Raw genomic sequence first — 24,476 nt, 5'->3', positions numbered from 1 at the left:
GGAGGAAACAACGGTTGAACATCGAGCGCATTGAGCTTCAACATTTGCAGATGCCGTATCTGACGCCATTTGAGGCCAGCTTCGGCCGTATGGATGGAAGGCGTTTTGTCCTGGTCAGTGTGTATGGAGAGGGGGCGGTTGGTCACGCCGAGAGCGTCGCGATGGAGGGCCCTTACTATATAGAAGAAACGAATGAAACGGTCTCGTACATGCTGCGAGCTTATCTGATCCCGCTGCTGCTTCGCAGTCAGGTGAACAGGCCGGAGGACGTCTCCGCGCTGTTCGAACCGATTCGCCGCCACAATATGGCGAAGGCCGCTTTGGAGGGGGCAGTATGGGATTTGTACGCCAAGCAGAAGGGAGTCTCGCTGGCGGCGGCTTTGGGTGGACGAAAAGAAGAGATTGAGGTAGGCGTCAGTATTGGCATCGAACCGACTGTAGATGAAGTCCTGGAAAAAGTAGAGCGTTTTTTGGAAGAAGGATATAAAAAGATCAAAGTCAAAATCAAGCCTGGCTTTGACCTGCAGCCGATTGAGGCAATCCGCAAGCGTTTCGGGGATGAAGTCCCTTTGATGGCTGACGCCAATTCCGCGTACCGCATGGATCAGATGGATCGGCTGAAGGAGCTGGATCATTTCCAGTTGATGATGATTGAACAGCCTTTGGCTCATGACGATATCGTGGACCATGCCCAGCTCCAAAAGCAGCTGCGGACGCCGATTTGTCTTGATGAAAGCATTCATTCTGCGGAAGATGCCCGCAAGGCGATTGAACTGGGGAGCTGCCGAATCATCAATATCAAGATCGGTCGAGTCGGGGGACTTACGGAATCGAGAAAGATTCACGACCTTTGCGAGGAGCGGCAGATACCGGTCTGGTGTGGCGGGATGTTTGAGTCGGGCGTCGGACGCGCCCATAATATCGCCGTCACGTCCCTGCCCAATTTCACGCTGCCGGGGGATACGTCAGCTTCCAACAGGTATTGGCAAGAGGATATTGTAAGCCCGGAGGTAAAGCTCGCAAGACCCGGCATTCTCCAGGTGCCTGCCGGACCGGGCATCGGCTATGAGCTGGATCAGAGACGCGTTGACAAGTTCCTGATCAAAAAGGAGATTTTCCGTCCCAACGAGATGTAAGAAGTAGACAGGAAGCAGGAGTGGTAGAGTATGCAACCCGACAAAAGATACCGGGTGATTTCGGAGATCGAAGAGATTCGCGAGGTGGTCAGCCTGCAGAGAGCCATCTGGGGGGAGGACAGCGTGACCCCGCTGGCTCAGCTCCTGGCAGTGAAGAACAATGGCGGTGTGTTGATCGGGGCATATGATGGGGAACGTTTGGTCGGCTTTTGCTACGGATTCGCCGGTTTTCAACAGGGGGAGGCATATCTTTGTTCACATATGCTGGGAATTTTGCCTGAATATCGGGATGACGGGATTGGCCAAAGGCTGAAGCTGGAACAACGCATCTGGGCACTGCAGCACGGCTATCAGAAAATGATTTGGACATTTGACCCGCTGGAAGCGCGAAATGCCAATCTGAATCTGGGCAAACTGGGCGGATACATCCGAACTTATTTGCCCGCCTATTACGGAGAGATGAATGACAAGATTAACAACGGCTTGCCGTCAGACCGGTTCGTCCTGGAGTGGATGCTGGATTCGCCGCGTGTGAAAGAAGCGATCTTGGGTCATGCAACAGCGGCTGCGCCGTGGAGTGATTACCCGATATGGGTTGGATGGAATCAAGGGGGAGAGCAGCTCTCTCCACAGGTAAGTATGATGCCTGACATGGATCAGGAGGGATACCGGGTCGCTGTCCCTCGCGCCATTCATGAGTTGAAAAAAATGCATCTAGATCTGGCTCTGGCATGGCGGTACGCACTACGTCATGCACTGACACAAGCGTTTTCCAGCGGATACGCCATCACGGGCTTCATTCGCGGAGATGGCCCCGTTCACTATTACGTTCTGGAAAAGGCAGAAAACCTGCGCTTCTAAATGAAAAGGAGGGTTTGGACGTGAAGACAACCAGCCTGGAGTGGACAAAAGCATTTGAGGAGTATGCGGCAAAGCTGAAAGAGGACACCCAAGCACCCGGCATTGCGGTGGGAATTTGCAGGGAGGGAGAGCTGATCTATCACAAGGGATTGGGCTTTCGGGACAGAGAGGAGCAGCTGGAAATCACGCTTGACACTGTGTTTGGCATCGGGTCGGTCACGAAATCCTTTACGTGTGTCGCCATCATGAAGCTGCAAGAAGCGGGAAAACTGCGTGTTCATGATCCCGTTATCCAGTATCTGCCCGAGTTTCGCATGCCTTTGAACCAGTATACTGACCAGGTGACCATCCACCATCTGATGACACATACAACCGGATTGCCGCCGCTCCCTACCTTGTATAGCGCAGGCAAGCGGAGCATGGAGCAGGACCCCGAACTCAAAGGCACGGAGCATGAGAAGAGACTGGCGGAGCTTCCCTATATCGACACGCATGATGAACTCATTGAATTTATTGCCGCACAAGAAGTGACAGTGCTGGGACCGCCGGGAACACAATTCAGCTACTCCAATGACAGCTATGCCTTGTTGGGTGTCATTATCGAGCGGTTGAGCGGCATCAGCTACGAGCAATATGTCACAGAAACCATTCTTCAGCCTGCTGGAATGAGCCGAACGGTTTTTACAGCCGAGGAACTGGAGCAGTTTGACGATGTCGCAAAATTGTACACCAGAAATCCCGGAAACATAAATGAAGTGTATGCTTCTCCTAGCTGGTGGGCATCGCCTTCCATGACGGCTGCAGGCTTCTTAAAATCGACAATTCGGGATTTGCTTCGCTATACGGAAATTTTCCGAACAGGCGGTTTGGTAGAGGATGTGCGAATTCTCTCTGAGGAAAGCGTACAGCAGATGACCACTCCCCACTTTCCCATTCAGGGGCAGAGTTATTACGGATACGGGCTGATGATTACCCCCGGTTGCTTTGGAGGGACATTGGTAGAGCACGGCGGTTCGATCAAAGGGGTGAGCGCACAAATCTTTACTGTGCCCGAGACAGGCATAAGCGGTGCCGTGCTTAGCAATGCGGACGGTGTGTCTGCACAGGAACTCATGACAGGGTCTTTAAACGTGATGCGCTCACGACCTGCCGATGAACTTCCCTTTTCATACCCGGAAGTGGAGGTATCGGCGGAGTCATTGGCCGACTATCTCGGTGTCTATCAGTCGGGTGAGGGGGCGCATGCAGCAGTTGGTGTAGTCGATGGTCAACTTTCGGTTACCTTTCAAGGAAGCACATTTCCATTTCGTTGCGTAGACCGGGATCGTTTCGTCTTTAAAAAGAGAGATACCCAGTATCACACCACTTTCATCCGTGATGAAGAAGGGCGCGTGATTCGGATGAGTCTTGGCTTCCGCCAGTTGCAGAGGGCTGAACAGAAGGAGCACTCTGCTTAAATTCACCGCCTGGCCTGATCAAAGGCTTTGTTCAAAACAGCAGAAAAGGCTTTGCACGGAGTGAGGCAAAGCCTTTTTTCTGTGAAAAACCTCCCCTTTCTTCGGGGATTGAAACGTCTTGGCTGTTTTGTGTCGATCAGGACTGCTCCGCTACTCTTTTTTGGGCCTGGTTTTTCACGCGTCCAATCAGCAGGATGCCGACGATCACACCGGCGATCAATGCCCATTTCAGTACAGGGTGCTCGATGAAGAAACCTTTTACGAACGGTTCACTGGTAATCATGCTTCCAGCGGTGTAAGCCAGCACTGCTGAACCGATGTACATCACTGCCGGGAAGCGGTCCATGACCTTAAGGACGAGTGTGCTGCCCCAGACCATTACCGGAACGCTAATGATCAGACCGAGAACCACTAAAAGGAAACTGCCATGAGCGGCACCGGCGACTGCGATGACATTGTCCAAGCCCATGACGGCATCGGCAACCACAATCGTCCAGATGGCCGAACCCAGGCTGGAGCCAGCTTTGACTGATTCATGACCTTCTTCCTGTACGAGCAGCTTCAACGCGATCCAGACCAGCATCAGACCGCCGACGAGCAAAAGGCCGGGGATCTTCAAAAGCCACACGACAGCCATCGTTGCTGCTGCACGGATGACGACTGCACCGACTGTTCCCCAGATAATCGCCTTTCTCTGCTGATGGGCAGGCAGATTGCGGGCAGCCATGCCGATCACGATGGCGTTATCTCCCGCGAGAACCAGATCGATGACAATAATGGCGACAAGAGTAGACCAAAAAGCGGGTGTAAACAACATCTCCAAGTTTCTCCAACCTCCTTTTTTGTGGATGTCTCTAAAGGCCGCTGCTCCCATATTCGAACGACACCTAATTATGTAGGTTGTGTCACGATGAGGAAAACAAAACGACCTTTACCCCGATAGGTAAAGGTCGAAGAAAACAGAAAAGACCCTTACCCATTCAGGCAAAGGTCTTGCTTACAACGAACGTGACGTTGCCAACAAAGCCGGGGATGTGATCCCGTAATGACGACTTTGTCGCGAAAAAGCTACTCCCCTTTGGAGAATATCCAATTGTGTTTATATCGTAACACCTCTATCAAAAAGGTGTCAATACATAATTTTGAAAGGGTGCATGTATTTCTTTGAGACTTACATGATTTTCTTCCAATCCGCACAGGCTAATTTGTACGTAAACCAGAGAGAGGAGGACGCCGCATGGATAGACTTCGCAACAGCCGTTTATTTGCTGTGGCCATCTGGCTGGTCGTGCTGTTGATCATCGGAAATCTGCTATGGCTGCTGCGTCCTGTGGTGACCGTTTGGTTTCGATTGCTTGGGGAAATCTTGTTGCCGTTTATCGTCGGTCTTCTGATCGCATATATTTTGCACCCAATCGTCGAATTGCTGGAAAAGCGGAGGGTGCCCCGGATGATTGCCGTCTTGTTGATCTACGCTTGTTTCGTACTGCTGATCACTATTGCCGTGGTCAACGCCATCCCGATATTCACCAAACAGCTGATCGAGCTTTCCGATGACCTGCCCAGGCTGACAGAATGGTATCACAAATGGATGAGCGAATGGGAGGCACACAAGTACTTTCTGCCAGACAGCATTTCGCACGGGGTGGATCGAGTCATCGTCCAGTCGCATGAAAAAATGTCTCACTCTATTACGCAGTTTGTCCACAATGCCCGCAATACAATAGGAAAGCTGCTAGGATTTGCGGTTGTTCCGTTTGTTGCCTTTTATCTTCTGAAGGATATGAAGGACCTTCACCGAACAGGGATGTCCATCATACCTGCCCGTTATCGCAAGCAGGTGTTGGCCGTCCTTCGCGATGTCAATGAATCACTTGGCAATTACATCCACGGTCAGATGCTCGTGGCGCTGATCGTGGGCGTCTGTGCTTACATCGGGTACTGGCTGATCGGGATGCCGTACCCCTTTGTCCTGGCGTCGATGGTCTGCCTGACCAACGTGATTCCCTACATTGGCCCCATTATCGGGGCTGCACCTGCGATCGTGGTATCCCTTACGATTTCCGTGAAAATGGCGCTGCTTGTGCTTGCGGTTAACGGGATCATTCAAATATTGGAGGGGAATATCCTCTCCCCCAACGTCGTAGGGCGTTCCCTGCAACTTCATCCGCTGCTCATCATCATGGCCCTTTTGACAGGGGAGGCGCTTGGAGGAATCGTCGGATTGATCGTCGCCGTACCGATTTTGGCCGTCTGCAAGGTTGTCATCAGCAGAATCGCCTTGTTTATTCATGAAAGTTGACAGCCGTCTGTAAAAAAAATTATAATACGGACAACGAAATGTATCGGGGAAAACCCGTAGATCGATGAAGGAACGAGTACGTTGCAGCCCTTCTACAGAGAGGTCGCTCCGCAGGTTGAGAGAGTGACCAGAAGAAGTGCAGCGGAAGGCTACTCCCAAGACCGGGAAAAAACCGGCGGTTAGGCACCGTTACCGTCTGGATCGAGCGACAGGCATGCGCATTTGCAGGTGCCTGTAAGCAGGGTGGTACCGCGAGATACGTAAGTTCTCGTCCCTGAGGGGATGGGAGCTTTTTTATTTTCCAAATCTACAGGAGGGAAGTTTTTCATGAAAAAACTGACTGGCAATCAAATCCGCAGGATGTTTTTGGACTTTTTTGTGCAAAAGGGGCATCGCATTGAACCAAGTGCATCCCTCGTCCCGGTGGACGACCCATCCCTGTTGTGGATCAACAGCGGCGTGGCCACACTGAAAAAGTACTTTGACGGACGCATTATCCCGGACAATCCGCGCATTACCAACTCGCAGAAATCAATCCGCACCAACGACATCGAAAACGTCGGACGGACAGCGCGCCATCATACTTTTTTTGAGATGCTGGGCAATTTCTCTATCGGTGATTATTTTAAAGAAGAAGCGATTCACTGGGCGTGGGAGTTTTTGACCAGCAAGGAATGGATCGGCTTTGATGCAGAAAAGCTCTCTGTGACGATCCACCCGGAAGACGAGGAAGCCTTTGAAATCTGGCATAAACAGATTGGAGTGCCAGAGGAGCGGATCATCCGACTGGAAGGCAACTTCTGGGATATCGGGGAAGGCCCAAGCGGTCCCAACACGGAGATTTTCTACGACCGCGGTGAACAATTCGGCAATGATCCCAATGATCCCGAGCTGTACCCAGGCGGTGAGAACGAACGCTATCTCGAAGTGTGGAATCTCGTATTCTCTCAATTCAATCACAACCCGGACGGCACCTATACGCCACTGCCGAAGAAAAACATCGATACCGGCATGGGCCTGGAGCGGATGGCATCCATCATCCAGGATGTGGACAACAACTTTGAGACTGACCTGCTGTTCCCGCTGATTGAGCAGACCAGTGCCATCTCGGGAGTCGCTTACAAGCATTCAGCCGAGACAGATGTCGCACTGAAGGTCATCGCGGATCACGCGCGGACCGTTACCTTTGCCATCGGCGACGGGGCACTCCCATCGAATGAAGGCCGAGGATACGTCATTCGCCGCCTGCTTCGCCGTGCGGTGCGGATGGGCAAAAAGCTGGGGATTGAACAGCCGTTCCTGTATCGCTTGACGGAAACAGTCGGCAGCATGATGGGTGAATTCTACCCGGAAGTGGTGGAAAAGCGTGCGTTCATTGAAAAAGTGATCCGCGGTGAGGAAGAGCGTTTCCACGAAACCTTGAACGACGGGTTGGCGATTCTGGCGGATATGGTCAAAACAGCGAAGGCAGAAGGCAAAAGCCAACTGTCCGGCCCGGACGTTTTCAAAATGTACGACACGTACGGCTTCCCGGTAGATTTGACAGAAGACTTCGCGGAAGAACAGGGATTGACTGTCGATCGCGAGGGCTTTGAGCAATCCATGGAAGAACAGCGGGAGCGCGCACGTGCAGCCCGTCAGGACGTAGACAGCATGCAGACACAAGGCGGTCCACTTTCCGAGTTGACGGTTACGAGCGAATTTGTTGGGTATACTGAATTGGTAACGACTGGGAAAGTTGAAGCCATCGTGTTTGGCAATCAATTGGTTGAAGAAGCGGAAGAAGGACAAACCGTTCAGGTGGTGCTCAGCCGCACACCTTTCTACGCGGAGAGCGGCGGTCAGGTCAACGATGAAGGTCAGTTGATTTCCGATAGCGTCAAAGCGCGAGTCCTAGACGTTCAAAAAGGACCGAAGGGGCAAAATGTTCATACTGTAACAGTAGAAGCAGGCACACTCCGACTCGGAGACGAGGTGACTGCAGAGGTAAATCGCGAATCCCGTCTCGATATCACGAAAAATCATACGGCCACACATCTGCTTCACCAAGCGCTGAAAGACGTTCTGGGGACACATGTCAACCAGGCAGGATCACTGGTAGCGCCTGAGCGTCTCCGCTTTGACTTTACCCATATCAGCTCGATTACACCGGAAGAGCTGGAGAGCATCGAAAAGATCGTCAACGAGAAAGTATGGGCAAACCTGGCCGTAGAGATTTCCAACCGCTCCCTGACAGAAGCGAAGGAAATGGGTGCTATGGCTCTGTTCGGTGAAAAATACGGAGATATCGTGCGTGTCGTCAAAGTGGGTGAGTACAGTCTGGAGCTGTGCGGCGGATGCCATGTGAGCAACACGGCGGAAATCGGTCTGTTCAAGATCTTGAGCGAAAGCGGGATCGGGGCAGGCACTCGACGTATCGAAGCCGTTACGGGCCGAGGAGCTTACCAGTTCCTCAATGAACAGCTCGGTATCCTCAAAGAGGTGGCGCAGGCCCTGAAAGCTCCGCTTCTGGCAGAAGCTCCGGCACGCGTGGAAGGTCTCCAGCAACAGATCAAAGAGGTGCAGCGGGAAAATGAATCACTGCGGGCCAAGCTTGGAAACATCGAAGCAGCATCGCTGACAGATAAGCTCCAGGTGGTAGATGGCGTACAGGTACTGGCTGCCCGTGTGTCTGCCTCCGATATGGACAATTTGCGCGGAATGGTCGACGAACTGAAAAACAAGCTGGGTTCGGCTGTGATCGTGCTGGGCTCGGTAGATGGAGACAAGGTGAACCTCGTGACAGGGGTAACCAAGGATCTCATCGATCAAGGCTTGCATGCCGGCAAGATTATCAAAGAAGTGGCGACTCGCTGCGGTGGCGGAGGCGGCGGACGTCCCGATATGGCGCAGGCTGGCGGAAAAGACCCAGCGAAGCTTCAAGAAGCGCTGGAGCTGGTCGGAGAACTGGTGCAAGGGCAAAAAGCTGCAAAATAACGTGTCATTTTTCCTCGACTTTCGGGGAAATGTGCAACAGCAACAAGGATATCGTGCTGTACGAAGAGAAGTAATCAAACAGCAGCAAGAAAAACGCGGAAGAGTCTTAAAGAATCGAGGTGTTGATCGTGAGTTCGATGGACAATACCATGAAGTTCACGGTGCCGAAAGAGAATAAAGCTGAGGAAGTGCGGGAAACCCTGACCGAGGTGTATCAAGCCTTGCAGGAGAAGGGCTACAACCCGATCACTCAAATTGTCGGCTACCTCTTGTCTGGTGATCCGGCGTTCATCCCCCGCCACAATAATGCGAGAAGCCTGATCGGCAAAATCGAACGGGATCGCATTATCGAAGAATTGGTCACTGTCTATTTGGAAGAACAGCGTAAGTAGGCGAAACAGATGAAACGAATGATGGGATTGGATGTAGGAGACAAAACGATTGGCGTCGCCGTCAGTGATGAGTTGGGTTGGACGGCCCAAGGGGTGGAAACCATCAAGCGGCAATCCCGCGAAAAGGATTTTGCCCGTCTGGCTGAGCTTGTCGCCCACTATGACGTTGGCGAAGTGGTTGTGGGTCTGCCTAAAAATATGAACGGCACGATCGGGCCGCGCGGTGAGATTTGTCAAACGTTTGCCCGCATGCTGGAGGAACAGATGTCGTTGCCCGTCCATCTTTGGGATGAGCGTCTGACGACCATGGCTGCGGAGCGGATGCTGATCTCCGCTGATGTAAGCAGGCAAAAAAGAAAAAAAGTAATAGACAAAATGGCGGCCGTGCTGATCCTGCAGGGTTATCTGGACGCCCAATCGAGGTGACACGTATGAGTGAAGAGTTGTTTGAGGAGTTTGAGGTTGGGGACGTAATCGCATTGACTGAAGAGGACAGCGATGCTCCTCGTGATTTCCGGATCATGTACATTTTTGACATCGAAGATCGTTCGTATCTGGTTCTGGTTCCCGTTGATCAAGAGGAAGAGGAAGAGTACGAAGTGCATTTCCTTCGCTACGACGGTACGGACATGCTTCAGCCAATCGAAGATGATGAAGAGTGGGAGCAGGTAGAGGCGACGTTTGAGACGCTGATCGCTGATCTGGAGAAAGAAGATCTGTAGACTGCCCTATCCAAATGAAAACCGAGTGAGGCAATATGTCTCGCTCGGTTTTTTTTTGCGAAAAATTGGCTGTCATTGCCTTCGGTCTGCCAACGCTCAGTACCGTTTTGGAGTGTGCAGCCGAGCGGAGACTTCATTCTACGGCGCCGCAGGTTTTCGTATCTCTCGCTGGTTCTCATCCAAACGGTACAGCAGCTTTCCGTTTTCATCATAGGCCAGCAGGATGGCCGATGCTCCCTCTTCTGGACTGAACACCCGGGCGAAATGGTAAAAGCCTTTAATGGGTCGCATCGATTGTGTTTCACCGTCACTCCACTCCACTGTCAGCGAGTGGATCTGCGGATCGTTTACTTGGCCGCTCGCGTAGGTGTACCAGGAGCCATTCCTTTCTCTATGCCCGCCCCATCCCCATTTGAGAACAGACTCGGGGTCAAATGGATATCCGCCACCACCGCCCCTGTTTCTCCAGAGAAAGCCAAATGGCCGGTCCAAAAGAAAGTGATACGAAAGCCCCAGCTTATCGTCATAAAACAAGACCGCGTACATGTTCCCCGCCTGAATGACTGAAATCGCTTCGACGGAAGCAGAGGGAAAGCCCATCCCTTCCAAGGTGTCGCTAACGGCAGATTCCGGTGACCAGGGACTTGGATAATAGAGCGGAAAGAGAAAGAGGGCAGAAGCTGCGATAATGATCCAGCGAATCAAACGGTTTTTGCGTTCACGCATTATGGTTTACCCCCTTCTCCGAGCGGAATCGTGAAAGAAAAAGCTTCTCCGTATTGTTCCTGATGGACGCGGATAGAGTGCAAATTGGCTGGTACGGACTCCATATGGTACATGCCTTTTGCAAAGTAAGCGGATGAAGAAACATGTCCCCCATGAATCGAGAACTCCTCTCCTGTGTCGGTGGTTACCCGAAAATCGCTGGGCAGAATGCTTCCCGAGCCAAAATGACGCCCTGTCATATAGATGCGCAGCTCTTTACCGTCATAGGCAACCCCATCTACCGTCAATGTCCGGTTGAAATAGGATTGAGTGACTGCGGGAGCGGAATAATACGTTCCGTCTTTTTTTGCTTGGCGTATTTCGTCGGAATGGCTAAATAAGACCGAAACAGAAAGAAGAATGTATAGAAGTGCCTGGCCTCCAAGAAAAATAACAAGGACCCACTCTAAAAAAATGAAAAATCGTTTCAACATGGCAGCACCCATTTCCTTTCTAGTTAGGTATTGATTTTCTCGTTTCCGACCCTCGATCCTGCCGTTTTCCCGGAAAATACCCGGAACAGCAATTGGTGACAAGGTGGACATGCCTTGGGTATAATGAAACAGATAATGGACGGGTCCAAATTTTTACCCGGCCACGTGTGTGGAATGCCGCAGGCTTTAGTCTTGTGTAGAGGCACCACCCAGAAGGAGGACTCTACTGTGAATCCCATGTCTGTGAAAAACGACGATCTTCCGGACTATCCCCAGGCCGCAAAACGGCGTCGCAGGGGCGGTTTTTTCCGGATGGTCCTGATCCTTTTCTGTTTGCTGCTGCTCGGCACCGGAGGAGTGGTCTACTACGTATACCAAGGGCTCCAGCCAGTAGCAGGGGAGGCCGTCACCAAAGAGGTTGAAATTCCCGCAGGTTCTTCTGTAAGGCAAATCGCCCGCATCCTGCAGGAGCATGGTTTGATACGGAATTCAGATCTTTTCACATACTATGTCAAGTACAAGGGAACGGGCTCTCGTTTGCAGGCCGGCGTCTATCAATTTGAGACGGGGCAAAGCATCGACCAAATGCTGCAAGCAATGGCTGACGGAAGCACCATCGTCGACGCCACCCGCTTTACCATACCTGAGGGCTGGAATGTCGAGCAGATTGCCGATCACCTTGCTCAGGAGGGACTGGTGGACAAAGCCAAGTTCCTGCAAGAGGTAAACCAGGGAAGCTTTCCTGAATTTCCGTTTGTTGCCTCCATCCCTCAGAAAGAAGGACGCAAGTACCGCTTGGAAGGTTACCTTTTCCCGGAGACCTATGAGATCAAAAAGGACACCAATGAGCATGAGATTATCGCTAAAATGCTGGCCCAGTTCCAGAAGGAATGGAAGCCGGAGTGGACAGAGCAGCTCAAGGCGCAAAAGCTGACCATGGACGAAGCGGTCACATTAGCCTCCATCGTGGAAAGAGAGGTTGTGGTCGACAAGGAAAGACCAATCGTCGCTGGTGTGTACTACAATCGCATGCGTGAAGGCTGGCTGCTGCAAGCAGATGCCACGGTACAGTTTGTGCTCGGCAAACAGCGCGACAGAATTACCTTTGACGACCTCAAAGTGGAAAGTCCGTACAACACGTACCTGCATCCCGGTTTGCCCCCGGGACCGATTGCCAGCTCGGGAAGAGCCTCGCTCGAAGCTGTGGTTCATCCAGAAAAACATGACTATTTTTTCTATGTGACCAAAAAAGATGGCACCTCGGAGCATTACTTCTCCAAGACACTTCAGGAACATAATGCCAACGACAGAAAAAGCAGAGGAAAATAAGAGGCTTCAGGCAAGCCTCTTACGATTTTCCCAGGCGATGTGATATAATAATCCGGTTGTAAAAAAGGGGGGTGACGAAATGATAACCAATCCAGTGATCGATCAATATATTTCCGGACTGGTTCCCCCGCGTTCGCCGCTGCTTCAGCGATTGGAAAAGGAGGCACAGGAGGAAGGGATTCCGATTGTGCAGTTGCCAACCGCTCAAGTCATGCGTTCCTACCTATTGCTCCACCGTCCGAAACGAATTTTGGAGATCGGGACGGCCATCGGGTATTCAACGATTTGGTTGGCGGAGGCTGCACCGGAAGCCAGCATCGTGACCATGGAGATCGATGAGGAACGGCTTGCCCGCGCCAAAGCCAATTTAAGCCAGGCCGGAGTCGAGAAGCGCGTAGAAATCCTGCATCGAGATGCGACGACAGGACTGGCGGATGAGGCAGAATTTGACTGTCTGTTCATTGATGCTGCCAAAGGACAGTACCAGAAATTTCTGGATCTGTACCTGCCGATGCTGCGCCCCGGAGGACTTGTTTTGACAGACAACGTGCTGTTTCGCGGTCTGGTTGCCTCTCCGGAGGAAGCGGGGAAAAGACAGCGATCCATGGTGGACAAACTGAACCGATTTAACCAATATTTAACTGAGCATCCAGACCTGGAAACGACGTTCATTCCGGTAGGGGATGGTCTGGCTGTCAGCTTCAAAAGATAGAAAGAAAAAACAGATTACACAACTTTTCAAAGATGAGTTACCTCAAGACCAGTTTTTGAGGAAGGCAAGAGGAAGGGGATATGGATCATGAGTCACCCCGTAGTGATTGGGGTTGCAGGGGGAAGCGGTTCCGGCAAGACGACAGTAGCGAGGGAATTGTACCGTCAATTCCAGAATGACAGCGTCACGATGATTGAACAGGACTCCTATTACAAAGATCAAAGCCACCTCAGTGTGGAAGAGCGGGTACTCACTAATTATGATCATCCGTTTGCATTCGATAACGATCTGATGCTTCATCAATTGCAGGAGCTGATACAGGGTCGATCGATACAGAAGCCGATTTACGATTTCAAGGTTCACAATCGCAAGCAAGAAACAGAGCGGGTCGAATCGAAAAACGTCATCATTCTAGAGGGGATGCTTATCCTGGAGGACCCTCGGATTCGTGATCTGATGGATATTAAAGTCTTTGTCGATACCGATGCGGATGTACGGATTGTCCGCCGGATCGTGCGTGATATTGAGGAGAGAGGACGTTCCCTGGAATCGGTTGTGAATCAGTATTTGGAAGTGGTCCGCCCGATGCATCTGCAGTTCATCGAGCCTACGAAGCGGTATGCCGATGTGATTATTCCAGAGGGCGGCTACAATCGGGTAGCTTTGGATTTGCTTTCGACGAAAATCCGCGATATTTTGGAAGAAAAACGGAAGGTCTCCCACCCTTCTCAACAATAGTACCGCCACTGTTTGATGTGGCACGCGCAAGCAGCACGCCGGAAATCGGCGTGTTTTTTGTTTTCCTGCTCCTCATTCGGGACATACTGGATGAAAAAGGCAGGGGAGGGAACGGCCATGCAGGTAGAGCGGCGGATAAAAAGAAGGCAGTTTATCTTGATGTTAGGGATGACGATTCTGTGGATCGGGTTGACAGCCAGGCTCTGGTGGATTCAGTTGGGCGCCTCCCACCGTTTTACCCGCCGGGGGATCGATCTGGTCAAGAATTCAGTCAGACAACGCCAGCAGAGCATTGTCCTGCACAGCGGCAGGGGGGATATACTGGATCGGAACGGCTATCGCTTTACGGGTGAAGAGCAGTTGGCGCTGATTCTCTTCCCATTGGCACGCGGCAGCCTGCAGGGTACCGATGGTCTCAAACGGCTGTCCGGAATTACCGGGATCAGCGAAGAGCGCTTGGCGGAAGCGATGAAAAATGCCAAAGCGCCGATCATGCTGCGTGACTCGACAAAACGCCTCATCCCGCTCTCACAGCAGCAAGCCGAGAGAATCAACCAACTGGCGATTCCGGGAATTGTATCGCTTGCTGTTACCGAACGCTACCGCGAAAACGAAGTAGCGAAACATGTGGTTGGCTATATCCACCGCAACCCTGAATTGGTCAAGTCTCTCTATCCGGACGAATGGGCCCAAGGCAAAAAAAACGCCGAGACAACGACCGGGGCATCTGGATTGGAACGCAGTTTTGATCGTTTTTTGCAGGGGATTGAACCTTCCATTCTCTCTTACTATGTAGACGGGGAAGGAAACCCGATGCGTGGTCTGGATATTCGCTACACCACGCAGAACAACGAGTACTACCCGCTCTCCCTGGTGACGACACTGGATGCCCGTCTGCAGCGCCAGGTGGAGAGATTTGCAGATGAAGAAGGGCTCAATCAAGGCTCGATTGTAGTATTGGATGCAGAAAGCGGCGATATTCGAGCTATGGTGAGCCGGCCTGTCTATGATCAGTCTCGGGTGGAGGTAGAAAAAGGAGCCTGGCAAAATCGAGCGGTCAAACAGCTTCCTCCCGGTTCCGTATTCAAAATCGTAGTCGCTGCGGCTGCTTTGGCCGAAGGAGTGGTGTCGCCGACGGAACGCTTTCACTGCAGCGGCAGCTATGGAAAGTACGGTTTTTCCTGCTGGAAAAAGGAAGGGCATGGGTCACTGACGATGGAGGAAGCCTTCGCACAGTCATGCAATATCACATTTGCCGAGATTGCCAAGCGAGTCGGGGGAGACAAGCTGGATGAGTATGCCCGGCGTTTAGGATTGCAAACGCAGGTCGGTCATCGCACGGACCATTTGTTTAAACTGCAGGGGTTTCGGCAGCTAGATGGCGAGGAGACAGGGCGGGTGTTTTTAGAGCAGGTTTCCCGCAAGGATGAGGGAGTCTTGATCCAGACGGCGATCGGCCAAAGGGATGTGCGCATCACCCCCCTTCAGGCGGCCAATCTGATGATCACCATCCTCCGTGGAGGTCAGCCATCCCAGGTGAGGCTAGTCTCAGAGATCACCTATAAAAACAGCCAGTCCTTTTATCGATTTCCGGTTCAGGCACTAACGGAACAGGGGATTGATTATGTAACGGCCAGCAAGCTGAAACGGTTGCTCAGGCTTGTGGTGACCACTGGGACAGGCAAGCTTTTGGAGAATAGTCCCTGGCCAATCGCTGGAAAGAGCGGGACAGCGCAGACAGGGACCGGAGCAAATGAAAGGAACCACCTCTGGTTTGCGGGGTATGCTCCCGCTGACAAACCGCGCTTCGCAATCTGTGTCGTAGCGGAGAACCAGCCAGCATACGGGGGCAATCGGGCTATGGAGATTTTTCGCCGCGTTGTAGGAGAAATTGACGGTCCACCAGTTTGAGATTTTTTACGGGGTACAGCTTATCGGCCAGCGTATAGGCGCGAGCTTGCAATTGATTCCGCTTGTCGAGACCGACGATCAGCATGAAGGGTGCGGGGGACATATATTTCGACTGGGAGGCCTTGGTCCAAATTGTCTGGCGGTCGCCTTTGCTGGGTGCTAGACGTTTGATGGTGTGGCTATGCCAGTCCCCGATATACTTCCATGGCCTCCGCCTGCTTTGCCTTTTTACCAAATTGGATAGATGCTGATCATCGAACATGATGGAGTTGGGCTGGTGAACGGCTTTGGGACCAGGACCACTGGCATAGGTCACTAGCCATTCCTCATCGTTGAGCGGATATCCCATCAGTACGCCCCCTGTTTCCAAGGATGGTTTTCTTCTCACTGCCTGCTCAATCTGTCTCCATGCTTTACTTGTAAAATACAATGAGGTCATTTCGAACAGTCCACCTCCTTCCTAAACAAAACCGCACTTTTTTGATTGCCTACTATCATATGATAAAAGGAAGGAAAGTGACTTAGGCACAATTAGCCAGTGATGGAAAAATGGGGGTTGCCAGTCAAGAGGTAATTTTCCTATAATTTAGAAAAGTGCTGTGGGAAAGGTATGGTCCTATGTCGGCAGTTACGGTCAGCCATAATCTTATTGGACGAGTTTTGAATCAGGATCTGTACTCCAATACGGGAGTCTTGCTTCTTCCAAAGACAACGGTATTGACGGAGAACCACATCAGACTGTTGCGAAATCAGCAAATCCGCAGCGTATATGTATCTGATGAAGTGTGGTCGGAAGGAGATGGAGAAGCCATCTCTAACCAGTTGTTTGGTTTGGAATTGGATCAGGAGAGTGTCACTTCCTATCTGGAAGCGATGGAGGATACAAGGCGTTTGTTTGAAAGTGTTCAGTTGGAAAAGATGCCGAGACTTGAAGAATTTACTCAGGCGTTTCAGAGGGTGGCTGTTTCAACGGAAAAGCGAATGAGCCTGTTTCGTTCACTGTATGTGCTGGAAGGAGCAGACAGCTATACCTATCGCCACTCCATAAATGTTGGCATTCTCTCCACCCTGATTGCCAGGCTTCTCAAGTGGAAGGAGGAGCGGACTCGGGTGATGGGAGCGGCAGGCTTTTTACATGACATTGGCAAGATGCAGGTGCCCAAGGAAATTTTGTTGAAACCGGGTCAATTGACCGAGCAGGAGTTCAACGAGATGAAGAAACATACCATTTACGGCTATGAGATGATTAACCAGATGGAGGGGAGCTGTGAAACCCTCAAACTCTGTGCGCTTCTTCATCATGAGCGTCTGGATGGCTCCGGTTATCCAGAGGGCCGTACAGAAGAGGAGATCCCGATTGAAAGCCAGGTATTGGCGGTCGCCGATATCTTTGATGCGATCTGTTCGGATCGTGTGTACAAATCACGAACCTCCCCCTTTGAGGCGGCACAGCAGATGTGGAAATTGGCTTGTGACGGTTTGATCAGTATCGAAATTGTAAGCGTTTTTGTACACTATATTGCACAACTGTACGTGGGTTCCAAAGCGAGGCTAAATAATGGAGAAGAGGTAGAGATTATCCTGATCCATAAAGACGAGCCGATGCGGCCTTTGGTAAGGCGAGCACAGGAATTCATTGATTTGCGAAATCATCGCCAGCTCATGATTGAGAAAATGATTGGATAAAGGATGGCCAGATAAGGCGCTTCTGTGAAGAGGCGTCTTTTTTTACTTTCGGAAAGTTAATTTCGCTAACGCGTTAAATGGTGAAAGTATAAGGAAAACGAAGGCTTTCGCTATTTGACTTGGCGATAAGCCAAGTTTTTCTAAAGCGTTTGTAAACTTTGGAGGTCGACCTTTTCCTTCCGTTATGGCACAATAGTACGGTGTGTCCATCCGTAGACTTGATACAAATACAAAATGACGCGGATGCAAGGAGGCCAATATGATACGATACGCGACTCCAGAGGATGCGCGCTTAGCGGCACCTCTAATCTTTGAAGCGATTGGAGACATTGCCTACACGCTGACCGGAGCAGACAAACCGGAAGAAGCCATTCCTGTTTTGGAGAAATTTTTCAGTGAGCCAAGCAATCGAATCAGCTTTGAAAACAGCTTAGTAGTCGTAGTTGCAGGTCAGCCTGTCGGTGTTTTGATCTGCTATCACGGAAGCCGGACAGATGAACTGGACAAACCCTTCGCAGAGCGACTGAAGCAGCTGACAGGGCAGGAGCCGGTTATTAAGAAAGAGGCGCGCAACGATGAATTTTATTTGGATACGCTCGTTGTTTCTCCCAGTCACCGAGGAAAAGGGCTAGGAAAACAACTGATCGCCAGATTTGAAGAGGAAGCGATTAAGCAGGGACATGAGCGTACTGCTCTCCTGGTTGAGAATGATAATGGACGAGCACGTAAACTCTACGAATCTCTCGGATATCGTGCAGACAGCTCACTGACGGTAAGCGGCCATCTCTATCACCATATGGTAAAGCTGCTCGCGGTCCCTATTTAAATAGAAGTCATAGTCAGATAGCCCCGGGGTGCAGTGGTCTTGCATCCCGGGGTTTAGTCTTCTGGAACGAAATCTGTCCTCCGCTAGAGAGACTCCGAGGGAGGATATGGTAAAATAGAAGGGCTTGGTTTTGCAAAAAAGAATGTAAAGGGGTCGCCGGATACCATTGAAAAAGAAAGGGTTCCTCATACTATTGATTCTCATTGTGCTGGTAGGCGCAGGGATCGCAGTTCGCTCTCTTACCGCTGTCACCTATGCCGCTGGCTACTTCTACCAGGATGAAAATCGAATCCTGTACGCCAAGGTCCTTCCTGGAAAAGAAGGGATTACCCTGGAAATCAACGAAGCACAGGTAGAGACAGTGGATGGCCTGCCCCAATTAAAAAATAACCGTTATCTCTATGAGGGCACGGTAGAGGGGGAGAGTCTAAAGCTGCACGCCGCCGAAGGTCAAGGAGAAAGCCTGGCAGCGTCGGTCAACAGGGAGAGGCTGGTGCTACAGGATACATGGCGAGAACATTACGAGGCCAACACCGAATTGCTTGCCATGCAAACGGAGGAGTACCAGACAAAGCTAGATGCTTTGCAAAAGCAGGTCAGTGAAAAGGCAGAAGCCGTCCAGAAGGAAATGGCTGAACGGAAAGCGCAAGAAAAAGCGGAAATGAATAAAAAAGTCGAGCAGTTTGGCAAGCTGGAATCCGACATTGCAGAAAATATCAAATACATATCCGAATACCAGATTTCTGGGGACCTGGCCATTTTCGAGCAGCATCTGACTGATTTGGCTTCGCTGTCCGAAGAGCTGGCTTCCATGGGCCCGAAGTCCGGGCTGACACAAACGGATCGTGCGATTGCATCGTCGATCGCGAACAGCATGAACGCCCTGATGGATGGTGTTCGCACGCTTCAGTCCCAGGTGGAGAAAAAGACGACGGCGCTGTCCGGAATTGCTGAGACACTGCAAGGTGATATGAATCAGGCGCAAGTATTGTGGCAGCAGGTTAGTGGTGAGATTGCCAATAGAAGCGAGCGCCAAAAAGCATTTGAAGAAGCTGTCCAAGCAGGGACAGAGGCGATCGCGGAGGCGAAGAAAAGTGTAGCAGCTGCCGAGCAAAATCTGGCAGGTTACAAGAAGAAAGCCGAGGGCTACTACCAGAAAGCAGCCGACTTTCTAAAAGAATAGAAACGGGAAGAAAAGCGAAAGGGAGGGGGTTTTTCAGCATGCTGGACTTTGGCGCAGTCAGTCTCGAATGGGGGACGCTGCTTTTTCAGATCATTGCCTTTCTAATCATGATAGGCCTGCCGGTGGGGCTAATCATTTACTTTGTGGTTCGCTCTGGGCTGAAGAAAAAAGTGAAGGAATTGGAAAGACGGCTGGAGCGATTGGAAGAACTCGTTCGCAAGCAGTAAGCATCACTTGATCATAAAAAACGGTTGATTTTTCACCGTCAAAAGGATTCGAGACTTTGTGTCTTGAGTCCTTTTTTTATTGCACATGCCCCTTAGCTTATAAGGATAAATACAGATGGAGATAACGCGAAAATGTTGTTCTAGACTTTAGAACAGGCAGGTACAAGGGGTGAAGCAGGCAAAGTTCTTCTTTTTTTGGCAGAGTTCCCGCGTACATGCACGTGTAGGCAGGAGCCCACATAAGGTTAAATAAGCGCATATCCTTCGTGGGAGGTGGCAAACGTGTCCAGCATCTTTGCAGCGCTATCGCTGTTTATCAAAGAAATCATGCTGTTCGTGGCCTATGTGAAAAACAATGCTTTTCCCCAGCCGCTGCCTGACACGGAAGAGGAAAAGTATCTCCGGCTCATGGCCAAGGGCGACCCGGTCGCACGGAATAAACTGATTGAGCATAACTTGCGGCTGGTTGCTCATATTGTGAAAAAATTTGAAAACACTGGAGAAGACAGCGAAGACCTGATCTCCATCGGTACGATCGGCCTGATCAAAGCGATCGAAAGCTACCAGGTGGACAAAGGGACAAAATTGGCGACGTATGCCGCTCGTTGCATTGAGAATGAGATATTAATGTCAAAAGTGGAGTTATATGTTGTAAGTGCCAAGAATAAAGGGACCGTTATGGTCCCTTTAAACTGGTATCAGATGATTTGGATATTCATCGTATGTCCGGCCATCAAGCATCCTACCGTGACGGTGTTTCTGAACACCACCCCATTGTTTAAAAAAGAAAGCAACGTCTTGATCCTTACATTGCTGCATGATACTACGAACCCATTCTTCTTTCATTGGACGAGCTCCAGCCCCAGATTCCCCGCCAACAATTACCCAATGGATGCCTTCAAGATCCAGGTTTTCGATCGGACCAATAAGAGGTTCAATGGAGAGGAATCTTGTTTTCGCTGGAACCGTCCGAAGGTGATCGATCCGATGTATAACACGGTCATCCTCAACGCTGACTCCCTGCCATACATTTTGGGGCCAGGGTAAATAAGGAGCTAACTCAGCTAGACGATCAGAGCGCTTCGTAAGAATTTGAAAAGTGTGCCAGGACGCTTTTTCCATAGTAACAAAGACTTTTTGGATGAACTCGAGTGGAACGTCTTTATGAAAAAGATCTGACATGGAATTAACAAATATTCTTCTTGGTTTTTTCCAGCGAAGTGGCGTTTCGATTAAATCGTAATGAAGAGTAACATTAAAGCCATTTTTATAACGAGGATTTTCCATTGCAACTAGTCTTTTCGCCATTGTTGCAGCATAACAATGCCTACAACCTTCGGAAATTTTTGTACAACCAGTGACGGGGTTCCATGTTGCCTCAGTCCATTCAATACTGGAGGAAGAAGCCATTTAGAAAAACCTCCTTTCTGCATAATATTAGCACATATGGTTAATGAGAACAATCGTTCCTATCTAGGGAAAGTTACTTTAACGTGATCAGCAAAGGAAACTTTTCCTTTAATCTTACGGCGCTTCGCAGCAGGTGGTTCACAAGTTACAGACCCAGCATCCTCCAATCTACGCAGTGCCTCTTTGTAATTATTCCTTACGAAGGGCGTATTTACATGGTGCCGACGATATATCTCTTCAAGTGTAAGAGTTTTTCCTGAAAACACCTCAAGAAGTTCGTCGCCGAGCATGTCTAATGGTTTATTAAGCGCGTATAGAAAATCAAGCTGTTTATCAGTAACAGGTAAATAAGAGAAACTCGCCACACCGTCTTCGTGTTCTGAACTTTCTCTCCACATGATCTCTTTCATAATTTCATACCCAAGAATATGTTTGGAAAAGAAAATTAAATAATGGCTCGTCCGTCCGTTTTCTCGAGCAAACCTAAAGGGCAGAACATAATTTTTTCCATCATCTGATAGAGAATGAGCTAGAGCGTTCACAATCGTTAACTCACGTTCATCAGGAGACATGTTTGCAACTTTTTGTCGTAGCTCATTAGCATATTCCTCACCAAAGATGGAATTCATATGCTTTTCTACGATCTTATTCGTTATCCCCATATTTATACGATTGTAATTAAAGAAGAAGATGCAATCTGAACCCCAGTCTTTTGTAAGTCCCTTTATAAGTTTCGTACTCAGACCTTTGTATCCGAAAGGGTCAACAAATGCAAACGTAGGGACTAGACTGGTAGACGAGAAAAACTCAGCAACTTCGTCATCAATCTCGCCGAGCATGGTTTCGGGTTCATGTTTGAGTTCATTAATTCTTGGAATTTTTTTAATCTCTTCTTCGAGATTTTGTATTAAATCTTCATTTCCGTCGTTAAAGATCGTAACTACCTTCTCACGAAGTACATTGTCATTTATACACGCTTCTAATACTTTGATTGGGGTTGATTTTGTACCGTCCTTATATCTACCTGGTCCACAAAAAAGGTCTAGATAAGCAACTTTGTTACTACGAGGTGCTATTATTTTTGCCCAGGCAAAGAAATACTTTGCAACGATTGCAGCTTTGACTTCTGATTGTTCTAATGCTTCTTCAAAAAATACAGTCATCCTTCTCTACCTCCAAGTTAAATATTGCAACCATTTGATATATCCAAACCCTTTCTATGACCAAGTAGCGGTATCTACCTTGTCAAAAAAGAGTAAGAATACGCAAAGCCAGTATGTAGAAGAAATTCACGTAGCGTAGGTTTATAACCCTATGTTAATCACCTACTATTTACCCAAACTTTACATAACAAGTAGTTGTGAATGTAAAAAAATACCCTCCATGCATCCTAAACGAAGAAAGTAGGTCTAGGTGCATAGAGGGTTTTGTATGTGTATTTACTTTTTATCCTTCTCAATGCCTTCAGTAAGATCAAACAGAGAAGGTGGTTTATAAGACTTAACTTTGTTTTCACGCATTTGTTTCTTGATTTCGTAAAAAGACCTTCGTAGCTCTCTTTTTTCTTCATCGGATGCATCAAGGTAACCATCAAGGAAGAAGAAGTCATCAGGATCGTCGGTTAGTTCTTGAAGGAGTTCGTCTCGAGATTTTTCAAGCTTGTCCTTTTTTTCGGATGGGGAGGGATCGTTAGTTCTCCCCAGAAGGTAATCAATCTTTACATCGAAGAAATCGGCTAGTTTTTGGAGGGTTTGGTTATCAGGCTCATTATCCCCTGTTTCGTATTTTGCGTACGTAGAGCGGTTAAGGCTTAAAGCATCTGATAGTTCCTGTTGTGTCAGTTTTTTTGCCTTCCTGCACTCCTTTAAACGCTGGCCTAGGAACATGACTCTCACCTCCAACGTGTTGACTATAGTCAATTATATGTGATAAAACATCACAACGAAATGGGTGTTCCAATAAAGAACAAAAAGTGTTGACTGTGACGAAATAGAACATTATAATGTGATCATACAGAACAAAAACTTTTCGGAAGGATGGTGAAGAATGAAACGTCGTACCTGGTTGATCAACATGCGAAACAGTAAAGGTCTTACACAGGAAAAGGCTGCGGAACTTGCTGGAGTAGAGCGTTCCACATACACCAAAGCAGAAAATGGCAGTTCCGTCGCTGTAAAAACAGCAAAAAAAATAGCAAGTGCTTTTGATTGTGATTGGACTCTTTTTTTTGAAAATAATTGTGACAAAATAGGACAAAAATTAGCCTGAAAGGTTGATCCAAATGGAAAAGTCTACCCGAAGACGTGAGGTGATCGTCATAAAAGGGCCCCTCTTTGAGCAGGTGTTAAAAAACGCATATGTATCGGCTCAAAAGATTATTCTCAATAAACTTGAAACGCATTCCAGTAAATCTGTCTCTGAAAAATGATTGTTTGATTTCCAATCCACACAACTGCATAGAGCACCAAACGAGCGGGAGCGAGCGACAATCTGCAAAGGGAGCCGAGCCGAAATACATCAGACCGGGCCATCTGGACAAGGTCAAATGCCAGGCAAGGAAACGGTTAGGTCACTGCCATGACTTTGATGCTGCATGCAGTTGTGTGATGCAAAGGGGGTGTAAGGCTTGGATGTATCTGAGATCAAAGAAATCTGCCAAACAAAATGTACGAAAGAGGCAAGCGAAAAGCTGGCTCAGGGTTGGCAAGTACTCCACATTTCAAACAATTGCGGCCAACTCAGTTTTTACCTGATCCGCAAGTAGTGAGTTCTCTTCTCTGATGAAAGCGAGGTGAAAAAGTTGGATCATGTCATCCGTAGCATTGAACCGCATCTTTATTGGCATCTGGGCATGCTCCGTCAGGAATGGCGCGGTGGCAAAGGAGAGTACAAAAAATTGACTGACTGCCCTTCCTACGCAGAGTGCAAAGCCTTAGTCGATGCCATACACGTGCTGGAAAAGCATGAGTACGGCCAAGCACAAACGATGTCCGTTTCTAACTTGATCGATTGGTGAAAAGAAAACTCCCCATCGTGAGCACGAGGGAGAGTCTGAAAGATGAGCACAACCTTATTGTAAAACCTTGTAAATAAATCGCCTATTCCGATTTGGAATATTTTAAAAAAAGGGAGGTTCTAGATGTGAAGGTTGGGGCGATTATGCAAGCGTGCAGAGAACGCGCTGGATTAACGCAGGAACAATTAGCAGTAATGCTCAATCGCTCACAAAGTTGTATCAGCAAGCTTGAGGATGACAAGAAAACTTGGGATATTCCGACGTTCTTAAACTGGATTGATGCAACAGGAGCAAAAGAAGTGGCTGTTGCTTTTTTCCTAGGGATGGATGGGCTTACTATCATGCAGCAATTCTTTACGACAGGAATCATGTTGACTTACTGGCTGTTTTGAA

At 49.4% G+C, this 24,476-nt stretch carries 26 protein-coding genes and 1 pseudogene; 20 read left to right on the top strand and 7 right to left on the bottom strand.

Annotation, left to right across the window (positions count from 1 at the left end; all coding sequences use genetic code 11):
- Positions 1-14: 14 nt before the first annotated feature.
- From menC to NDK47_RS18070, 3 genes are read left to right on the top strand one after another with little or no spacing between them, the layout of a single operon-like run.
- Entirely contained in the window at positions 15-1,136 is a 1,122-nt protein-coding gene (menC, locus tag NDK47_RS18080; RefSeq protein ID WP_251871152.1) for an o-succinylbenzoate synthase, read from the top strand.
- Between the two features lie 30 nt (positions 1,137-1,166).
- On the top strand, positions 1,167-1,997 hold the full coding sequence (locus NDK47_RS18075) for a GNAT family N-acetyltransferase (protein ID WP_251871151.1): 831 nt from the start codon (positions 1,167-1,169) through the stop codon (positions 1,995-1,997).
- A gap of 20 nt (positions 1,998-2,017) precedes the next feature.
- Positions 2,018-3,454, top strand: a complete 1,437-nt coding sequence (locus NDK47_RS18070) for a serine hydrolase (RefSeq protein WP_251871150.1) — start codon at positions 2,018-2,020, stop codon at positions 3,452-3,454.
- A 136-nt stretch (positions 3,455-3,590) separates the two neighbouring features.
- Here NDK47_RS18070 and NDK47_RS18065 read toward each other — a convergent pair whose 3' ends face one another.
- Complete coding sequence (locus NDK47_RS18065; RefSeq protein ID WP_407653451.1) at positions 3,591-4,271, bottom strand: TerC family protein; 681 nt, start codon at positions 4,269-4,271, stop codon at positions 3,591-3,593.
- Between the two features lie 420 nt (positions 4,272-4,691).
- On the opposite strand from NDK47_RS18065, the gene NDK47_RS18060 reads away from it, so the two are divergent.
- The 5 genes from NDK47_RS18060 (at position 4,692) to NDK47_RS18040 (ending at position 9,846) form a co-directional block, all read left to right on the top strand.
- Positions 4,692-5,756, top strand: a complete 1,065-nt coding sequence (locus NDK47_RS18060) for an AI-2E family transporter (protein WP_251871147.1) — start codon at positions 4,692-4,694, stop codon at positions 5,754-5,756.
- 327 nt (positions 5,757-6,083) lie between these two features.
- On the top strand, positions 6,084-8,732 hold the full coding sequence (gene alaS, locus NDK47_RS18055) for an alanine--tRNA ligase (RefSeq protein ID WP_251871145.1): 2,649 nt from the start codon (positions 6,084-6,086) through the stop codon (positions 8,730-8,732).
- Between the two features lie 128 nt (positions 8,733-8,860).
- Positions 8,861-9,124, top strand: a complete 264-nt coding sequence (locus NDK47_RS18050; protein ID WP_251871143.1) for an IreB family regulatory phosphoprotein — start codon at positions 8,861-8,863, stop codon at positions 9,122-9,124.
- Positions 9,125-9,133: 9 nt separating this feature from the next.
- The gene (ruvX, locus tag NDK47_RS18045) at positions 9,134-9,550 is read left to right on the top strand and encodes a Holliday junction resolvase RuvX (RefSeq protein ID WP_251871142.1); all 417 of its coding nucleotides are present in this window, start codon (positions 9,134-9,136) and stop codon (positions 9,548-9,550) included.
- 5 nt (positions 9,551-9,555) lie between these two features.
- Positions 9,556-9,846: a DUF1292 domain-containing protein gene (locus tag NDK47_RS18040; RefSeq protein WP_251871141.1), complete on the top strand. Its 291-nt coding sequence runs from the start codon at positions 9,556-9,558 to the stop codon at positions 9,844-9,846.
- Between the two features lie 138 nt (positions 9,847-9,984).
- Here NDK47_RS18040 and NDK47_RS18035 read toward each other — a convergent pair whose 3' ends face one another.
- Positions 9,985-10,572 (bottom strand): hypothetical protein, encoded by a 588-nt coding sequence (locus tag NDK47_RS18035; RefSeq protein ID WP_251871140.1) that lies wholly within the window; start codon positions 10,570-10,572, stop codon positions 9,985-9,987.
- Complete coding sequence (locus NDK47_RS18030) at positions 10,572-11,045, bottom strand: hypothetical protein (protein ID WP_251871139.1); 474 nt, start codon at positions 11,043-11,045, stop codon at positions 10,572-10,574. Before NDK47_RS18030 ends, NDK47_RS18035 begins: the two co-directional genes overlap by 1 nt.
- Before the next feature lie 228 nt (positions 11,046-11,273).
- Here NDK47_RS18030 and mltG point away from each other — a divergent pair, with 228 nt between their 5' ends.
- From mltG to NDK47_RS18010, 4 genes are all read left to right on the top strand, one after another.
- Complete coding sequence (gene mltG, locus NDK47_RS18025) at positions 11,274-12,374, top strand: endolytic transglycosylase MltG (RefSeq protein WP_407653316.1); 1,101 nt, start codon at positions 11,274-11,276, stop codon at positions 12,372-12,374.
- A 79-nt stretch (positions 12,375-12,453) separates the two neighbouring features.
- Entirely contained in the window at positions 12,454-13,086 is a 633-nt protein-coding gene (locus tag NDK47_RS18020; protein ID WP_251871138.1) for an O-methyltransferase, read from the top strand.
- An 87-nt stretch (positions 13,087-13,173) separates the two neighbouring features.
- Positions 13,174-13,824, top strand: a complete 651-nt coding sequence (udk, locus tag NDK47_RS18015) for a uridine kinase (protein ID WP_251871137.1) — start codon at positions 13,174-13,176, stop codon at positions 13,822-13,824.
- Positions 13,825-13,941: 117 nt separating this feature from the next.
- The gene (locus NDK47_RS18010; RefSeq protein WP_251871136.1) at positions 13,942-15,735 is read left to right on the top strand and encodes a peptidoglycan D,D-transpeptidase FtsI family protein; all 1,794 of its coding nucleotides are present in this window, start codon (positions 13,942-13,944) and stop codon (positions 15,733-15,735) included.
- On the opposite strand, the gene NDK47_RS18005 is transcribed toward NDK47_RS18010, so the two are convergent.
- Positions 15,683-16,174 carry a Mov34/MPN/PAD-1 family protein gene (locus NDK47_RS18005; protein WP_251871135.1) on the bottom strand — a complete coding sequence of 164 codons (492 nt, stop codon included), beginning with the start codon at positions 16,172-16,174 and terminating at the stop codon, positions 15,683-15,685. The two genes, NDK47_RS18010 and NDK47_RS18005, sit on opposite strands and share 53 nt — an antisense overlap.
- A 179-nt stretch (positions 16,175-16,353) precedes the next feature.
- On the opposite strand from NDK47_RS18005, the gene NDK47_RS18000 reads away from it, so the two are divergent.
- The 5 genes and pseudogenes from NDK47_RS18000 to NDK47_RS27725 form a co-directional block, all read left to right on the top strand.
- Positions 16,354-17,421 (top strand): HD-GYP domain-containing protein, encoded by a 1,068-nt coding sequence (locus NDK47_RS18000; RefSeq protein WP_251871134.1) that lies wholly within the window; start codon positions 16,354-16,356, stop codon positions 17,419-17,421.
- A 259-nt stretch (positions 17,422-17,680) separates the two neighbouring features.
- Positions 17,681-18,247, top strand: a complete 567-nt coding sequence (locus tag NDK47_RS17995; protein WP_251871133.1) for a GNAT family N-acetyltransferase — start codon at positions 17,681-17,683, stop codon at positions 18,245-18,247.
- Positions 18,248-18,413: 166 nt separating this feature from the next.
- Positions 18,414-19,430, top strand: a complete 1,017-nt coding sequence (locus NDK47_RS17990; protein WP_251871132.1) for a hypothetical protein — start codon at positions 18,414-18,416, stop codon at positions 19,428-19,430.
- A gap of 38 nt (positions 19,431-19,468) precedes the next feature.
- The gene (locus NDK47_RS17985; RefSeq protein WP_251871131.1) at positions 19,469-19,657 is read left to right on the top strand and encodes a hypothetical protein; all 189 of its coding nucleotides are present in this window, start codon (positions 19,469-19,471) and stop codon (positions 19,655-19,657) included.
- Between the two features lie 282 nt (positions 19,658-19,939).
- A pseudogene (locus tag NDK47_RS27725) lies at positions 19,940-20,287 on the top strand (sigma-70 family RNA polymerase sigma factor); the annotation flags it as partial.
- A 57-nt stretch (positions 20,288-20,344) separates the two neighbouring features.
- On the opposite strand, the gene NDK47_RS17975 reads toward NDK47_RS27725, so the two are convergent.
- The 3 genes from NDK47_RS17975 to NDK47_RS17965 form a co-directional block, all read right to left on the bottom strand.
- Entirely contained in the window at positions 20,345-21,067 is a 723-nt protein-coding gene (locus NDK47_RS17975) for a DUF5131 family protein (protein ID WP_251876231.1), read from the bottom strand.
- A 59-nt stretch (positions 21,068-21,126) separates the two neighbouring features.
- Positions 21,127-22,230, bottom strand: coding sequence for a three-Cys-motif partner protein TcmP (locus NDK47_RS17970; RefSeq protein WP_251871130.1), 1,104 nt, complete (start codon positions 22,228-22,230; stop codon positions 21,127-21,129).
- Positions 22,231-22,506: 276 nt separating this feature from the next.
- On the bottom strand, positions 22,507-22,953 hold the full coding sequence (locus tag NDK47_RS17965) for a helix-turn-helix domain-containing protein (protein WP_251871129.1): 447 nt from the start codon (positions 22,951-22,953) through the stop codon (positions 22,507-22,509).
- 160 nt (positions 22,954-23,113) lie between these two features.
- Between NDK47_RS17965 and NDK47_RS17960 the strand changes: the two genes are divergently transcribed.
- The 3 genes from NDK47_RS17960 to NDK47_RS17950 all read left to right on the top strand — a co-directional run bounded on the left by NDK47_RS17960 (position 23,114) and on the right by NDK47_RS17950 (position 24,475).
- Complete coding sequence (locus NDK47_RS17960) at positions 23,114-23,335, top strand: helix-turn-helix transcriptional regulator (RefSeq protein ID WP_251871127.1); 222 nt, start codon at positions 23,114-23,116, stop codon at positions 23,333-23,335.
- Positions 23,336-23,867: 532 nt separating this feature from the next.
- Positions 23,868-24,083, top strand: coding sequence for a hypothetical protein (locus NDK47_RS17955; RefSeq protein WP_251871126.1), 216 nt, complete (start codon positions 23,868-23,870; stop codon positions 24,081-24,083).
- A gap of 125 nt (positions 24,084-24,208) precedes the next feature.
- Complete coding sequence (locus NDK47_RS17950; RefSeq protein WP_251871125.1) at positions 24,209-24,475, top strand: helix-turn-helix domain-containing protein; 267 nt, start codon at positions 24,209-24,211, stop codon at positions 24,473-24,475.
- Position 24,476 lies beyond the last annotated feature (1 nt).

This window comes from Brevibacillus ruminantium (assembly GCF_023746555.1).
GTDB classification, from domain to species: Bacteria; Bacillota; Bacilli; order Brevibacillales; family Brevibacillaceae; genus Brevibacillus; species Brevibacillus ruminantium.
Note: the sequence above shows the minus strand (reverse complement) of the source record. Positions and strands in the feature narration are given on the sequence as shown.